This window comes from Halalkaliarchaeum sp. AArc-GB (assembly GCF_031432225.1).
Taxonomy (GTDB): domain Archaea; phylum Halobacteriota; class Halobacteria; order Halobacteriales; family Haloferacaceae; genus Halalkaliarchaeum.
The window spans coordinates 21357-36789 of sequence record NZ_JAVKGM010000017.1; the positions used below are offsets into that span (position 1 = coordinate 21357).

Consider the following 15433-nt stretch of genomic DNA (forward strand, 5'->3'; position numbering starts at 1 on the left):
CATCTCTGGGTATGGATGATACAGTTCCACTGTTTGAGATCGATTGGAACCAGAACGATCTCAAAAACACAAGAAATTCCATTGAACGAGGCAGATACTGGGCTAAAGGACCCTACGTCTCAACTTTCGAATCCAAGTTAGAAAACGAACTCAATATTAACCATGCCCTCACAGGGAACTCAGGAACCACTGCACTCGTCGCCGCAATCAAAGCACTAGACATCGGTGAAGGCGACGAGGTGATTGTTCCGTCATTCACGTTCATCGCGACGGCAAACGCGGTTCGTCTCGCCGGAGCCGATCCGATCTTCGTCGATATCGAGCCTGAAACGTACGGAATTGACCCCAAAAGTCTGGGGAAGCAAATCACCGACACAACCGCAGGAGTCATTCCCGTGCACCCGTACGGAACAGCGTGTCGGATCGAGGAAATCGTTCGGATCGCACATGATCACGATGTTCCTGTAATCGAGGACGCCGCGGAAGTCCTCGGCGCGGAATACGGTGGCCGGAAGCTTGGAACGTTTGGGAACGTCGCTGCACTCAGCTTCTGCCAGAACAAGATCGTCGCGACCGGAGAAGGCGGTGCCGTCGTTACTGACGATGACGAACTCGCCGAGAAGGTGAAACTATATCGATCGCACGGGCGCGCGTCGAGCGACTATTTCGAGAGTTCCGACTCCGGCCAGTATGTCGACCTCGGCACCAACATTCGGATGTCAGATCTTACGGCGGCACTCGGCTGTTCACAACTCGATCGAATCGACTCGCTCATCGAAGGACGTCGACGAGCTGCCGCCGAACTCGACGACGGATTCGGTGACGTCGATGGCGTCCAACCGCACGAACCGCCGGAGAACGGCACTCACGTCTATCAACTGTACACTGTCGAACTCGCCGACTGGATCGATCGGGATCACGTGATCAAAACGCTAGACGATCGAAATATCGCCTCGAAGGTGTATTGGGATCCGCCAGTCCACCGGACCGAGTACTATACAGAAACGAAAGACGAGATTCCGGATCTTCCGGTCACGGATGACATCTCGAGTCGGGTGCTATCGTTACCGATGCACCCGAACCTCTCCACGGAGGAAACGACTCGGATCGTCGACGCAGTGGCTGACGCGGTCGAATAACTCTATTCGTTCGGACTTCGAAAACGGTTTACTCACTGACTCGGGGTATGAACACATGACGTCTCTCGCGGGAAAGAACGTGCTCGTCACCGGGGGCTGTGGCTCTATCGGTTCTCATCTGGTCGAAGAAATTCTGAAACAGGACCCTTCCGTGGTTCGCGTTCTCGATAACAACGAGGAGGGTCTGTTTAATCTCCAAAACGAACTGGGTGAAGATACACCGGTTCGATACCTTTTGGGTGACGTCCGTGATCAGGATCGTCTCGAACTTGCGATGGAGAATATCGATGTCGTATTTCACGCAGCTGCACTAAAGCACGTTACAATAAACGAATATAATCCATTCGAGACTGTTCAGACGAACGTTCAGGGGACACAAAACCTGATTCGGGCGGCACTCGAAACCGAGGTCGAGTCCGTCGTTGCCGTGAGTACGGACAAGTCCTCGAACCCGACGTCCGTAATGGGCGCTACTAAACTCCTCTCGGAGCGCTTGACAATCGCTGCAAACACGTACAAGGGAGAACGCGAAACCAAGTTCGGCTGTGTCCGCTTCGGCAACGTCCTGGGATCGAGTGGATCGGTGGTTCCTCTGTTTATGCAACAAATCAGGGATGGAGGGCCGGTTACCGTGACTGATCCGGAGATGACGCGGTTCATTATGCCGATTGAAGAAGCAGCGGCGCTGGTCCTTCAAGCCCACGAGCGCATGACCAGCGGAGAGGTCTTTGTGCTCAAAATGCCGAGCTTCAGGGTTGGTACTCTAGCCGAGGCAATGGTTGAGGAATATGCACCGCGTATTGGACAGAGTCCAGAGGAGATCGACATCGAAATTATGGGCGCGAGACCGGGCGAACGAACACACGAAAAACTCGTCTCTACTGACGAAAGTATGCAGGCTCGCGAGTTGGACGATATGTATGTCATTCTTCCCCAGATTGATGTTCCAGGATACGACTCAGTGAACTATGCGGACGCTGAAGTCGTTGACAACGAGTACACCTCGAAAGATGCACGGCGACTTCCCAAAAACGAATTGATTGATCTCATAGAAGCTGCCTCTCTCGATATGGAGATGCCAGATAAGGGGTCCTAATTTGGTCACAACTCGAAACGGTTAAACGGTTATCCAGAGTTTGCGATCAAACGTTGTCGTTTTGAGGATATCTATGATACGCTCAGCTGCTTTCCCATGATAGTATGGACTTATTTGCCCGCTACGCTTCTACAGCGCCAACTCTAACCGACTAACAACCTTCTTCCGAAGAGTGTACTGTAGGCTGATAAATCAGTTTGATATGATAATTTCCCTTGGGTAGTGGACGATCTGCGTAATCCATCACTGGGTGATCATCGATTCTGGTAACTGTCAATGAGAAACGAGCCACGGTTTCGGACGAGGGCAAATGCGATGCCCGACTGTCTCCTCAACAGAGTCAAGTCGGTTGGTTGTCCATGCGCTACTATGGACATCGAGTACCGGCCGGCGACCGAAAGCGATCTAGAATTGCTAATGGCGTGGCGTTCGCATCCGAAACTCTATCGGTCGCTCTATGGCCAGGACGGACCACTCAAGTGGGAAGATCACCTATCGTGGTGGAAACAGCGCGAAAACCGCCGTGACTATATTATCACAGTCAACGAAGGGGAACGATGGCGTGATGTCGGTGTTGTCACCCTCTCGGGACTAGACACAGACCGGCCGGCCGTAGGCGTCTGGGTTGGAGAAGTGACTTTGTGGGGAAACGGAGTCGCAACTGAGGCAGTGGAGTTCGCCGTTGATTGGCTCGACGATCATGGCTACCCTGTAGTGACAGCGGAAATATTTGAAGAAAACGCGTCGTCTCAGCATGTCTTCGAGAAGGTTGGATTCACTCAGGTTGAACACGTTGGAGAGAATCGGATTGAGTACGAGAAAAAACTGTAAGAAGGCAAGTCATTGTCGATCCGACGATCAGCGTAGTCACAAAATCATCCACCGCTCTTGCCTTACACGTGGACTCTCTTTTCGAGGAGGTCGGAGTACTCATCCAATCGCTTGATTACATCAACGATGTTTTTGCTCGCACCACCGTGGTAATAAGGACTCCGTGTCGGATCGACATTTTGTCGTTTACTGTCGCAAACGACCTCCATTAGGACCCGTTCAATCTCACGTTTGTCATATGGAACCTGGGTGACGATGTCAGCTCTGTCTCGATCCCCTTGCCGTGGGCCGACATCAATAACCGGAATGCCGAGGCACGGAGCTTCGACAATACCGCTACTTGAATTGCCAACTAGTGCGTCTGCAAATGCCAGCAATCCGAGATACTTCTCTCTTGAGAGCGTTGGGACATCGACGAAGTTATTGTTCCGATCACAGTACTGGCGTATCTCTGAGACGATCTGCGATCGACCGGGATCGGAGTTAGGGTGGATTACGATCGTTTGATAGCCGGCCGACTCGGCAGCAGATAGTGTCTCGTGCATTTGTGCCCCGGCCTCGTCCGGCTTCGTCGTGACTGGATGTTGGAGGACGAGGACTACCGGCTCGGCCGGTGACAGGTCGAGTGACTTCACAACGGTCTCCCCATCAGCGAACGACTCGTCAGTAATCTCGTCAAGGGCAGGAGCACCAACGGTGTGAATGCGCTTGGGGTGTTCGCCGACCGCCCGCAAGGTCTCAGCTGCCCTCTCCGACTGGACGAAGTGGAGGTGTGCGAACCGGGTCATTGAGTGACGTATCGACTCATCTATCATACCACCACCCCGGATACTCCCACCCGCGATATGCCCGACCGGGACATTCATCATAGCCGCGGCCACTGTCGCGGCGAAGGCTTCGATCCGATCTCCAAGAACAAGGAGGAAGTCGGGACCAACCGCATCGAACGCTTGAGAGAACCCGCTGACCCCCACCCCGAACGATTTTGCCATCCCGGAAGTTGAGTCGTCGTCCAAAAGCATGCGAACAGTCTGGCTGATCGAGAAGCCGTCGTCCCTGATTTCGGTCACCGTTCGGCCGTGCTGCGGTGATAGATGCATGCCCGTCACAATTGTCGACAACGACAACTGCTCTGAGGCGGAAATCTGCCGCATTGTACGCCGTAACAGCCCATACTCGGCTCTCGTTCCGGTCACTACTGCGACCCGTCTCATAGCTGAACGTGGTCCTCCTGGAGCGGTTCTCCTGATTCGAGAGATCTGGCGACCTCAGTTCCGATTATCTGGTTCCAGTACTTCGGTTCAAGTCCGTCTGCAGGCCGACAGATCCGTATGTCCGACTCGTGAATTGTATCTCCGGAGGTCAAAGAGGTTGTCGTGTGGATGCTTCGCCGTACCTTCGTTCGATTTTCAACCTCTGACGGGGCCGGTTCCTTTGTACCGTCACCGCGTGCTTCGCTGGCAAGCCGGACCAGCGAGATGGCCCGATCCAACTCCGCCGGTTCAAGAGATGCTTCGTGGTCTGGTCCCTCTAGGCTTTTGTCCAACGTGAAGTGTTTCTCGATGATGCTTGCACCTGAACCGACCGCAATACTCGGCGTCTCGGGATGAATGGTGTGGTCGGAGAACCCCACTGGACATGAGAGCTGATTTCGCATGGTTTCAATGGCCTTCAAATTTAACTCGCTTGGATCTGCGGGATAGTCGGACACACAGTGTAGAAATGCGATGTCGTGCTCTTCAGATCTGTCCCGAACGAATTCGTAAGTCTCTAGGACTTCGTTCATATACGACATCCCCGTACTGATGATAAGTGGAACGTCTAACTCTAGGACATACTCTAGGGTGGGGAAGTTATTGAGATCCGGGGATCCAATCTTGAGCAGTGGCAGGTCAAAGTCGCGGATTTTGTTTACACTCTCAATTGTCGAGACGGTCGTCAGGAAGTCAATAGCCGAGTCAGCACAGTACTTGATCAGCACTTCGTGGTCATCACGGGACAGCTCGTACCGCTGTAGCATTTCCAGTTGTGTCTCCATTTCGTCCGTGTTTTCAGCCTGATACTTCACCTTCTGCTCATTTTCGACGACCGATGCCTCCGCAACATAGGACTGGAATTTGATTGCATCCGCACCAGCGTCCTCCGCGACATCAATCATCTTTTTTGCCCTCTCGAGTGATCCGTTGTGATTAACCCCCGCTTCTGCGATGAAATAAACCTCTTCGGGATCAAACGGATTCCCACAACACATAAAAGACTGGTCCCGTTCCAACCTGATAAAGACATCGAGAGGTAAGGATGCCAACATTAGCTTGAATAACGCAGCAGAGTAAATTAAATTGATTTCTTGAGGATGCTCGACCGCGTCGACTAGTAAAGCACGCGAGCAAGAAATATTTCCCGTGAGGATACGGAGATACAACAGCGTGTTGAAGCAGTATTATTGTCCCACGCAGGGTTTCCCTATCGACGTGTTGAGGCAGTAGTTGGGCGACCGTATGAAGTTGTGCACCAGTGGTATCATCGCTTGTCGCACCTGTTTATCTCTAAAATTGGCTAACATTTGACAAACGCTATCGATGAGACGACGCTGGAAGTCGACATTACCGAAGCCTATGTGCGTGCAAATGTCGATGTAGGAATAATCGAAATAGTACGCGTTGGAGTTTCTCCCGGCCGATCTTACCTCGATGCGTTCCTGTTCGTCAAACAGGTGATAAAGCGCTGACGTGATGATCTCGTCTTTATAACCGTGGGGAATGCTTGTAATAGGGACGCGCACGTCAACACCTGGGAGATTTACGGTTCGCTGGCACGAGGTCGGCTCTCCCCGCATCGAGGCATCTCAAGAGACAAACTCACGCCGTCCTTCAGAGCTTTTCAGTTCCGGCGTCGAATCCTCCGCAACCCCGAACGAAAAGCGCTCAAAGAAATCGTTCGAACCGTGCTCTAACTCTCCACAAGCGTGGCTTCTCAAGAGCGACGCGAATAAATGGAACAAAAATCAACCTGAGAGTAGAATCCCATGACGAAATCTCAAGTGTGCTTGAATAACAAGATCGATTTGTTCTCAAAACCTACTCCTCTTGAGGAACTTACTCGGGTGTCCTCTACATATCAGGCTAACTTCTGGGTAAAAAGGGATGATCTTACTTCCCTTGGGGCTGGAGGAAATAAGGCACGTAAACTGGAGTACATTTCACATGACGCAATAGAGGCAGGAGCGGATACATTGGTAACTCTTGGTTCGATTCAATCAAATCACGCGAGAATGACTGCGGCTACGGCAGCTAAACTTGATCTCGAATGTCATCTTATATTGATCACTGATTCTGGGAATTCCCCTGACAAGATTGAGGGCAATAGACTTCTTGAGGAAATTCTCGGTGGGAATGTTTCGTATACCACAGCTTCGAATGCGAGTGCTGAAATCGATAGAATAATGGAAAGACTTCACTCAAAAGGGAAATCTCCCTATTTTATTGAAGGTGGAGGGCATTCAAAAGAAGGTGCTATGGGATATATGAACTGCGTAACGGAACTGCTTGACCAAAAAAGCGGAGATTCCATTGATTATCTCGTGACTGCAACGGGAACCGGAACGACCCATGCGGGACTCCTCGCAGGATTTGCGCAAAAAGATGTCGACGTTGATGTAATTGGTATTAGTGTAGCTCGATCCACCGAGCGGTGTGAAGAAGAAATCCGAGATATCTTGACTGAATTGAATCAGGGAGGAGGATCAATCCCCACAAATATCGGTGATATCATCGTTTACGACGATTATATCGGGGAAGATGGATACGGGACCGCTACTGATCGTGCTCGTGATGCAGTGAAATCGGTCGCTCGATTGGAAGGCATTTTCCTAGAACCTACATATACTGGGAAGACATTTGGAGCAATGCTTGACTTATTGAACAGAGGAGAGTTAGACGCTAAATCGAATATCGTCTTTCTTCATACAGGTGGCTTCCCGGGCCTATTTGTATCTCGCTTCGAAAGCGAGAGGGTATGGACGAAGTAAATCGTGTTCTAATAACTAGTTCGGGCCGACGTAGTTATCTTGTAGAGTACTTTAAGGAGGTGTTGGGATCGTCTGGTAAAGTGTATGCTGCCGATTGTGACCCGCTTGCTCCTGTATTTGGAGATTGCGATCACGGATTTGTAGTTCCACCATTTGACGAGGATGATTATATCTCGAGCATACGAAATATTTGCGTGAATGAAGACGTTGACTTAGTTATCCCCACGAACGACCGAGAACTCCAGATATTCGCCGAAAACAAGGACGTTTTCAAAGAGAAGGAGACACGGGTTTTGATTTCTGAACCAAGATGTATTGACATCGCAAATGATAAAATAAGTACGTATGAGTTCCTGACTTCTAATGGAATCCTCACCCCATTTACTACGTCTGATCTAGATATAATAAAGGAAAAAATTGATACAAATGAAATAGAACTCCCTGTAATCGTGAAACCTCGGTTTGGAAGCGGGAGTGAAGACGTGTACGAAGCATCAAGTATGGACGAACTTAAGTTGTTCTGGAACCGAATCGACCGACCGATTGCGCAGGAAAAACTACAGGGTCAAGAATATGGAGTAGATGTCTTCAATAACCACGATCGAGAACCGATCTCGATAGTGCCGCGGAAAAAAATTGCTATGCGGGCTGGCGAAACAGACAAAGCAGTCTCTGTTGATGAGCCAGAACTCATGGAAATTGGCAAGACTGTGGGGGAGACATTAGGACATCTTGGACCGCTAGATATCGATTGCTTCTATGATGGTGATCGAGCATATGTTATGGAGCTGAATGCCCGCTTTGGTGGGGGATATCCACTGACTCATCTAGCGGGTGGTGATTTCGTTGCTGCTGCAGTTTCAATTGGGTCTGGAGAAAAAGTTGACCCGCGAATTGGTGATTTTGACTCGGGAACACACATGATCAAGACCTATCGTATTTATTCACCTGAATCGGATCGTGGCCAAATAACAACCGTCAAATAACTATGAGGAACCGAGTTCTCGCACTAATTCCTGCCAGGGGCGGATCATCCAGAGTACCACGAAAAAATATTCGTGATCTGGGGGGAAAACCGCTAATCGCTCATACAATCGAAGACGCTCTAAATTCGGAGGTAGTTGATGATACAGTTGTCTCCACGGACGACGATGAGATCGCGGCAATCTCCGAAGAATGGGGTGCCGAGGTTCCCTTTCGACGTCCGAAAGAACTTGCCACGGATACTTCGCCTACAAGTCCCGTTGTACGTCATGCTTTAGACTGGCTGGAATCAAACAGAGGAGAGGACTACAATATTCTAGTCCTACTGCAAGCCACATCTCCATTTCGGAAGCCCGAAGACATTGATAAATCTATTAGAAAACTCTCAAACACGAATGGGAGCTCTCTGATTTCAACTACAGAATATAGTGTTCCGCCACAATGGGCCATCTCAGAGAACAGTAACGGCTTTCTCCAACCACATTGTGAAGACAGCCCACTATGGTCGGCTTCATCATCTCGGAGTCAGGATTTCGATCTCAAACACCCAAATGGTGCAATATTCGCTACATACACCGATAGGTACAGAGAGACTGGAACGTTCTATACCGAAAAAACGGTTGGGTATGAAATGCCGAGAAAACGTTCGATAGACATCGATGAACCGATTGATCTTGAGATTGCGCGAGCTCTCATAAGCGAGGATAAGTAACTACTTGTGTACTTTGTGAGTAATTTCTAATAATAATGGACTGGTGGATGTAGTGAAGCTAGATGCTGTTAGGTGGAATCATCCACTCGATTGAATCCCGTACAGCTCGGCGTACTTACCACCGTTGTCGACGAGTTCTCGATGCTCACCAGCTTCCGTAATCTTCCCTTCTTCGACCGTGTATATCCGGTCGGCGTTCTTCACGGTCGACAGACGATGTGCGATCGTAATAATAGCGTAATCGCGTTCCATCTCCTCGATCGCCTGCTGCACCTGTTTTTCGAGATTCGAGTCGAGGTCGCTGGTGGCCTCGTCGAGGATCAACAGGTCGGCATCTTCGATAAGCGCCCGAGCAAGCGCCACCCGTTGCTTCTGCCCGCCGGACAGCCGGACGCCGTCGTCACCCAACATGGTGTCGTATCCATCCGGCAGATCGTCCATGAATTCGTCCACCTTCGCGATCTCACACACTCTATCCAGCTCCCTTTCACTCACGTCTCGATTGCCGATTGTGAGATTGTACCGCAGCGTATCGTTGAAGATGAACGGACTCTGGCGGACCACCGACAGCCGATCGCGCCACTCGTCGATATCCATCTCGTCAATCGGTCTTCCGTTCGCCCGAATCACCCCACGATCGACTTCGTACATTCGGGCCAGCAACGACACGATCGTCGACTTGCCTGCGCCGGATTGCCCGACGAACCCGATGAACTCTCCCTTCTCAACTTCGAAGTCGATCCCACGAAGCACCTGCTCGTCTTCGTTGTACGAGAACCAGACGTCGTCGAACTCGACGGTCTGAACCTCCCTCGGAACTTGCTCGGAGTCACCCTCAGGTTCACTATTTCGCTCGAGTTCGTCGATAAACTGCTGCGTACGAACCAGATGCGGGAGATTGTTTTCGACCTTATAAAACAGCGAGTTCAAATTGCTCGCCTTCGGTCCGAGTCTGAACATCGCGAACAGGAAGATCCCGAGCGCTCCAAGCGACATGTCTGCGAAGACGATGGCGAGATAAATCAAAACGAACACGGACACGGCAGTCAGTAGGTTGTAGAAGTTCTTGATCGCCTGCTCGTTGCGTCGGAGTTTGATGCTGGATTCTGCAAACTGATTGACGGCGTCGAGGAAATCCTGGAACAGCTCCGTTCTCAGGCCGAACACCTTCGTATCTCTGATCCCCTGTGTTCCCGCCTGTGCTGTCTGTTGGACCTGTTCGTTCGCCTCCGCAACTTTGTCTCCGAGTTCGTATCCCGGTTCGACGACGTACCGAAACAGCACCGCAAACCCACCGAGCAGCGCGATGGCGAACAGTGTCAAAAACGGAGCCAAGATTAGGGCGACTGCGAGATACATCAACGTCAAGAACGCCTGCTCGATCAAATCAATCACAAATCGAATCGTCCGACCTGCGTATTCCGCCTGCGTAACGATCGCGTTGAGGATGTCGTCGGACCCTTCCTGGTCGAAATACTGGATCCGCGCGTCGAGGGCGTTGTCGAAGGAGTGTTTCTGAATCTCCCGCGTGTAATCGACGACCAGCGCCTCCCGGAGCCACCGAACCAGGAACGTCGACGTCCACCGGACCGCGAGAATCAGACTCACCCCGGTAATCACGTAGCCGAGTGTAAACGGGATCCCCAAATACTGATATGCAGTCACGAACGCCAGCATGATCCCGTCGGCCTCAGCCGCCGGGTCGCCGGGCGCCTGTACGATCTCGACGATCGGGAGGATGAAACTCAGTCCGACACCTTCCAGTAACGCAGCGAAGACGCCGCCGACCACGATCGCAGCAGCAAGCGCCGGGCGATATTTGGCAACCCGTAGCAGCGCACGGAGTTGCTCGCGCCGGCTGATCTCTTCGGCCTCGCTCATTATCTGGTGGTCGTCTTACCCTCGTTTATACGCGTTGATCTCTTTTCACGATTCTCCTCCGGGACGGATCTCTCCACTGACTTCGAAACCACAACACCCTTTTAATCCCGTCCGCCACCCGTACCCGGTGCAGGTGCCGATCCCCTTGCTCCCGCGTTCGATCCGGTGGACGGCCGTCGCCGCCGTCGCCGGCCTCATCTTCTACGCCTCCCTGCTCTCGCCCCCGCCGGAGACGGTCGTCGACGACGCCCGCCCGTGGTTTAGCCCACTCTCTCACTGGCGCCACTTCGTCGCCTACTTCACGCTCGCCGGCACCCTCGCGTATGCCACCGACCACTGGCGACTGCCGCGATGGCGCCACGCCGCCCTCGTGATCGCCATCGCCGCCTTCTTCGGGGTCGCCATGGAGTTCGGCCAGGTGTTCGTTCCCGAACGAACGCAGTTCATGATCACCGACGTCGTCGTGAACACGCTCGGCGCCAGCCTCGTCCTCGCCTGGTTTTTCGTCCGGCCGGCTCTCGAACTCACGCCAATCGAGAACCTCCTCGCCGGAAGCGTCGACGAACCGCCAGAGTGATCGAGATAGTCGGGGCCTTCCCGGTCCGATCGTCTTTTGCGAGGGGTCCGTCCTCGAGTCGCCCGTCTCCACTGGCTAATAGACACCGTGACGAATAGGGGAATTATTTGTAGTAATCTATTAACCTTATAATATTCTCATCACTCATTACTGGCACGATGTCAGACACAGAAGACCGCATTCGAACGACCCACGTGGGGAGTCTCCCGCGACCCCCCGAACTGCTCGACCTGATCGAACGGCGGGAGCAGGGCCAGGACGTGCCCGCGTCGGCGTTCGAATCGGCGATCGAGGAGGCCACTCGCGAGGTCGTCCGTCGTCAGCGCGAGGTCGGTCTCGACGTCATCAACGACGGGGAGCAGCCTCGCGTGGCGTTCAACTTCTACGTCGAGGACCGGCTCGACGGGCTGGGCGGGGAGAGCGCCTTCCCGACGTTCACCGACCTCGACGACTATCCCGAGTACGCGGGCGAGGCGATCTCGAGCGTGCTCGAGTTCCAGACGACGCCGGCGGTGGTCGCCCCGCTCGAGTACGATCCCGCACCGGCACGCGCGGAGATCGAGGCGTCCCACGAGCTGCTGGACGAGACGAACGGGGACGACGACACCTTCGTCACCGCCGCGACACCGGGGACCCTCGCGTACACCTTCGGGAACGAGTACTACGACACGTACGAGGAGAAGCTGTTCGCACTGGCCGAGGCGATGAGCGAGGAGTACGAACTGATCGCCGACGCGACCGACGCACAGTTGCAGCTGGACGCGCCGGACCTGCTGATGGGCGCCCACCACACCTGGAAGGACCACTCGATCGACGAGTTTCGGGAGGTGGTCCGGCTTCACGTCGAGGCCATCAACGACGCGACGGCGGGGGTGCCCCGCGAGCGGCTGCGGTTGCACACCTGCTGGGGCAACTACGAGGGCCCGCATCACCACGACGTTCCCCTGTCGGCCGTGATCGACGAACTCTACCGCGCCGATGTCGGGATCCTCTCGATCGAGCAGTCTAATCCGCGCCACCAGCACGAGTACGACGTCTTTGAGGAGCACCCGCTCCCGGACGACCTCACGTTCATGCCGGGCGTGATCGACACGAAAACCAACTTCGTCGAGCATCCGGAGGTCGTCGCCGAGCGCCTGGAACGTGCGGCGACGGCGATCGGCGATCCCGGTCGGATCGTGGCGGCCCCCGACTGTGGCTTCGATACGTTCGCCGACCTCGGCAACGTCGATCGGGAGATCGTCTGGGCGAAACTCGAGGCGCTGGTCGACGGCGCGAGGCTGGCCTCCGAACGGCTGTTCTAGCGCCGGCCTCGTTATCCAGATCGTCAGATGGAGGACAATCAAGTCGAAGCGCTCCTCTGGAGCACCGTGGAGTTGGAACTTGGCACGTGGACGCATCGTGTCGTTCTCTCGTGTTCTGGTTGTGCGCGAGGCGGCTCGCCTCGTCGATCCCGACGTCTCCGACGTTCACTCGGATCTGAAACACCTGAAGGTACTCGGCGTCCTCGAGCTCGAGGAGTGTGGGCCTGGCGGCGCGATTCAGTGACGATCGATCCCCCTCCCCCGGGTGTGTCGTGAACTTCCGAGAAAAGGTAGGCCTCTGCAGAATCAGACCTCCAACGTTTGTTCCGGTTCCTCTCGGCTTTCGTAGGTCCGATTTATTTTGGCCGTAGTTCACGACGCACCCGGGGGGTTAACGACGCCTACGACACACAAGCTATATATGACTGGGTTATGATGGGAAACCTATGCCGGAGTATTTTCAGGATCGGTCGTCGATTTTTGCCGACGAGTCCGTTCTGGTCGAGGAATACACGCCGGACGAACTCCCGGAGCGCGAGGCAGAGCTCTCGGAACTGGGTGCCGCCCTCAGTCCTGGACTGGGGACCGGCAGGCCGCACGACGTCTTCCTCCAAGGGAAGACCGGCCAGGGGAAGACGGCAGCGGCCCGATTTATCCTCGAGGAATTCGAAGCTGAGGCGGCCAACAGGGGCGTCGATCTCACGACGATCTTTCACACCTGTGCTGGGCAGACGTCCTCGTATCAGGTCGTCTGCAATCTCGTCGAACAGCAGACCGGAGAGAATCCGAACGGTCATCCGAAACGCAAAGTTTTCGATTATTTTTACGATCTCGTCAACGACATGGGCGGAACGATCGTCCTGGTTCTCGACGAAGTCGACGCGATCGGGCAAAACGACCTCCTCCTGTACGAACTCAGCCGCGCGAAGGACAACGACCACATCGAAGACGACGTCGACGTGAGCGTGATCGGCATCAGCAACGACGGGAACTTCCTCGCCGAACTCTCGCCGAAAGTGAAAGACTCGTTTCGGGAGCGCCGGATCATGTTCGACGCCTACGACGCGGGTCAGCTCCGGTCGATCCTCGGGCGTCGCGTCGAGAAAGCGTTCGTCGACGATGTCATCGACGAGAGTGCGATCGCGCTCTGTGCCGGCTACGCGGCCAACGACCAGGGATCCGCCCGACAGGCGATTGACTACCTGTACGAGGCCGGCGAGATCGCACTCCGACAGGGCGACACCCGCGTCACCGACGAGCACGCCGAACAGGCGGAGGCGAACGTCGATCGTCGATCGGTAATGCGAAGCATCGAGGGGCTTACGCTCCAGGATCACCTGGCCCTCGTGGCTCTCGTCGTGCTGGAGTCCTGCGGGGAGACCCCTGCCCGAACGCGACGGGTGTACGCTGCCTACCGAAACGTCTGTGCGGAGCTTGATGCCAACGACATCTCGCTGGATCGCGTCCGTGATCATCTCAAGGAACTCGATCTGCTGGGTGTCACACAGTATACCACCCGGACGGCCGGATCCGAAGGGGGGCGAAAGTACTTCTGGGAACTGAATACGGACCTGGGTGCGACGATCGAAGTCCTCGATTCGATCGATCGACTTGACGGACTGATGCATCTGGTCGGATAGTTCACGACACACCCGGGGGTGGGGGTGGATCGAATCACCGATCGGTTGCTGCGGTACGACCTTTTGCTGCGGTCGCTCGCTTTTCGGTTGCTCGAACGCGGCGAGTTGGAACCTGGGAATCTCCCCGGGTCGCACACGGCGGTATACCGGGAAGCGGCCTCTCTCGGGCTCTTCTCCGAGAACATCTCTGACGATCTGGCGGACCTCTGGCGGAACCATCGGGCAAAAACGTACTGTCAGGACGGTCTTGCAGCGGAGAAACGAGCCCAACGACTGTACAGTCTCGCGTTGGAAGTCCACCAGTACATCGTGGGCCGCTCGTCCCGAGGACACGAATGTATCTGCGGGAATTGATCGATGAACGAGCCAGTCTACTGCGCACGCATGCCTTTTCTCCTCCACCCCACACCTCGTACCGAGTAATGTGGACGCGTTCGTCGTCGTGCTCGACGAGGTCGACAAACTCGAAAGCGACGATCTGCTGCGGAGCCTCTCTCGCGCCCGGGAAAGCGAGAAGTCCGAGACGATGATCGGCGTGATCTGCATCAGCAACAAGATCGAATACCGCGATCGACTCGGCGAATGTGTCGACTCGTCCCTGCAGGACAACGAACTCGTCTTCGACCCCTACGACGCCACGCAGCTCCGGGTGATCCTCGATCACCGCCGGGACGCATTTGTCGAGGGGGTTCTCGAGGACGGCGTCATCTCGAAGACCGCGGCGCTTGCCGCCCGGGAACACGGGGACGCACGCAAGGCGATCGACGTGCTCTACGAGGCCGGACGCCTCGCCGAAAAGGAAAGCGCCGCGACCGTCACCGAAGGTCACGTCGACGCCGCCCTCCGAAAGGCGGAGATCAACCGCTTCCAGCGACTCGTGAGTGGACAGACGCCACACGTGAAACACGTCCTTCGCGCGCTCGCGTTACTCACCGAGACGACGGAGGAAACGCGGTTCCGCACTGCGGAGGTGTACGACGCCTACGAGAAGGTCGTCAGTCAAACCGAGTCGTCTCCATTGAGCTACGATCGGGTCCAGCGTCTCCTCAAGGAACAGGCGTTTCTGGGCATCACCGAAAGCGAACACACCGGCGGCGGCCACGGGGAGGGCAGCTACCGCGTCCACCAGTTGCTTCGGTCCCCCGAGGTCGTCGTCGAGGCCCTCGATCGCGAGTAGTACACTCGGTACGAGGTGTGGGGGCCCTCTCACGCACGTCGTCACTGGACAGCGGGGAGATTACC

Annotated in this window: 12 protein-coding genes and 3 pseudogenes; 12 read left to right on the forward strand and 3 right to left on the reverse strand. The window is 54.7% G+C overall.

The window, feature by feature from the left end:
* Window positions 1-11: 11 nt before the first annotated feature.
* The 3 genes from RH858_RS13900 (at window position 12) to RH858_RS13910 (ending at window position 3066) form a co-directional block, all read left to right on the forward strand.
* On the forward strand, window positions 12-1139 hold the full coding sequence (locus RH858_RS13900) for a DegT/DnrJ/EryC1/StrS family aminotransferase (protein ID WP_310562181.1): 1128 nt from the start codon (window positions 12-14) through the stop codon (window positions 1137-1139).
* Between the two features lie 55 nt (window positions 1140-1194).
* Complete coding sequence (locus RH858_RS13905; protein ID WP_310562182.1) at window positions 1195-2235, forward strand: SDR family NAD(P)-dependent oxidoreductase; 1041 nt, start codon at window positions 1195-1197, stop codon at window positions 2233-2235.
* Window positions 2236-2604: 369 nt separating this feature from the next.
* Window positions 2605-3066 carry a GNAT family N-acetyltransferase gene (locus RH858_RS13910; protein ID WP_310562183.1) on the forward strand — a complete coding sequence of 154 codons (462 nt, stop codon included), beginning with the start codon at window positions 2605-2607 and terminating at the stop codon, window positions 3064-3066.
* Between the two features lie 62 nt (window positions 3067-3128).
* Here the strand turns inward: RH858_RS13910 and neuC are convergent, their stop codons facing one another.
* A complete protein-coding gene (gene neuC / locus RH858_RS13915) occupies window positions 3129-4280 on the reverse strand; it encodes a UDP-N-acetylglucosamine 2-epimerase (RefSeq protein WP_310562184.1) in 1152 nt (383 codons plus the stop codon).
* Window positions 4277-5317, reverse strand: a complete 1041-nt coding sequence (locus RH858_RS13920; RefSeq protein WP_310562185.1) for an N-acetylneuraminate synthase family protein — start codon at window positions 5315-5317, stop codon at window positions 4277-4279. The genes neuC and RH858_RS13920 overlap by 4 nt, the downstream gene beginning before the upstream one ends.
* Window positions 5318-5833: 516 nt before the next feature.
* Between RH858_RS13920 and RH858_RS13925 the strand changes: the two are divergent.
* From RH858_RS13925 to RH858_RS13940, 4 genes and pseudogenes are all read left to right on the forward strand, one after another.
* Window positions 5834-6019 (forward strand): annotated as a pseudogene (locus RH858_RS13925) (IS1595 family transposase); the annotation flags it as partial.
* Window positions 6020-6091: 72 nt separating this feature from the next.
* On the forward strand, window positions 6092-7093 hold the full coding sequence (locus RH858_RS13930; protein ID WP_310562186.1) for a pyridoxal-phosphate dependent enzyme: 1002 nt from the start codon (window positions 6092-6094) through the stop codon (window positions 7091-7093).
* Window positions 7081-8079 (forward strand): ATP-grasp domain-containing protein, encoded by a 999-nt coding sequence (locus RH858_RS13935; RefSeq protein WP_310562188.1) that lies wholly within the window; start codon window positions 7081-7083, stop codon window positions 8077-8079. The genes RH858_RS13930 and RH858_RS13935 overlap by 13 nt, the downstream gene beginning before the upstream one ends.
* A 2-nt stretch (window positions 8080-8081) precedes the next feature.
* A complete protein-coding gene (locus RH858_RS13940; protein WP_310562189.1) occupies window positions 8082-8789 on the forward strand; it encodes an acylneuraminate cytidylyltransferase family protein in 708 nt (235 codons plus the stop codon).
* Between the two features lie 78 nt (window positions 8790-8867).
* On the opposite strand, the gene RH858_RS13945 is transcribed toward RH858_RS13940, so the two are convergent.
* Window positions 8868-10670, reverse strand: coding sequence for an ABC transporter ATP-binding protein (locus tag RH858_RS13945; protein WP_310562191.1), 1803 nt, complete (start codon window positions 10668-10670; stop codon window positions 8868-8870).
* Window positions 10671-10797: 127 nt separating this feature from the next.
* Here RH858_RS13945 and RH858_RS13950 point away from each other — a divergent pair, with 127 nt between their 5' ends.
* The 5 genes and pseudogenes from RH858_RS13950 to RH858_RS13970 form a co-directional block, all read left to right on the forward strand.
* Window positions 10798-11247, forward strand: a complete 450-nt coding sequence (locus RH858_RS13950) for a VanZ family protein (RefSeq protein WP_310562192.1) — start codon at window positions 10798-10800, stop codon at window positions 11245-11247.
* 158 nt (window positions 11248-11405) lie between these two features.
* Entirely contained in the window at window positions 11406-12551 is a 1146-nt protein-coding gene (locus RH858_RS13955) for a cobalamin-independent methionine synthase II family protein (protein ID WP_310562193.1), read from the forward strand.
* 121 nt (window positions 12552-12672) lie between these two features.
* A pseudogene (locus RH858_RS13960) lies at window positions 12673-12792 on the forward strand (transcriptional regulator); the annotation flags it as partial.
* A gap of 205 nt (window positions 12793-12997) precedes the next feature.
* Complete coding sequence (locus RH858_RS13965; protein ID WP_310562194.1) at window positions 12998-14191, forward strand: AAA family ATPase; 1194 nt, start codon at window positions 12998-13000, stop codon at window positions 14189-14191.
* Window positions 14192-14609: 418 nt separating this feature from the next.
* Window positions 14610-15368: pseudogene (locus tag RH858_RS13970) on the forward strand (cell division control protein Cdc6); the annotation flags it as partial.
* Window positions 15369-15433: the final 65 nt, after the last annotated feature.

Bases quoted from the DNA above. Each gene is read 5' to 3' on its own strand.
- RH858_RS13955 (WP_310562193.1), top strand. From the start codon at position 11,406: ATGTCAGACACAGAAGACCGCATTCGAACGACCCACGTGGGGAGTCTC.
- RH858_RS13935 (WP_310562188.1), top strand. From the start codon at position 7,081: ATGGACGAAGTAAATCGTGTTCTAATAACTAGTTCGGGCCGACGTAGT.
- RH858_RS13940 (WP_310562189.1), top strand. From the start codon at position 8,082: ATGAGGAACCGAGTTCTCGCACTAATTCCTGCCAGGGGCGGATCATCC.
- RH858_RS13900 (WP_310562181.1), top strand. From the start codon at position 12: ATGGATGATACAGTTCCACTGTTTGAGATCGATTGGAACCAGAACGAT.
- RH858_RS13930 (WP_310562186.1), top strand. From the start codon at position 6,092: ATGACGAAATCTCAAGTGTGCTTGAATAACAAGATCGATTTGTTCTCA.
- RH858_RS13905 (WP_310562182.1), top strand. From the start codon at position 1,195: ATGACGTCTCTCGCGGGAAAGAACGTGCTCGTCACCGGGGGCTGTGGC.
- RH858_RS13965 (WP_310562194.1), top strand. From the start codon at position 12,998: ATGCCGGAGTATTTTCAGGATCGGTCGTCGATTTTTGCCGACGAGTCC.
- RH858_RS13945 (WP_310562191.1), bottom strand. From the start codon at position 10,670: ATGAGCGAGGCCGAAGAGATCAGCCGGCGCGAGCAACTCCGTGCGCTG.
- neuC (WP_310562184.1), bottom strand. From the start codon at position 4,280: ATGAGACGGGTCGCAGTAGTGACCGGAACGAGAGCCGAGTATGGGCTG.
- RH858_RS13920 (WP_310562185.1), bottom strand. From the start codon at position 5,317: ATGTGTTGTGGGAATCCGTTTGATCCCGAAGAGGTTTATTTCATCGCA.
- RH858_RS13910 (WP_310562183.1), top strand. From the start codon at position 2,605: ATGGACATCGAGTACCGGCCGGCGACCGAAAGCGATCTAGAATTGCTA.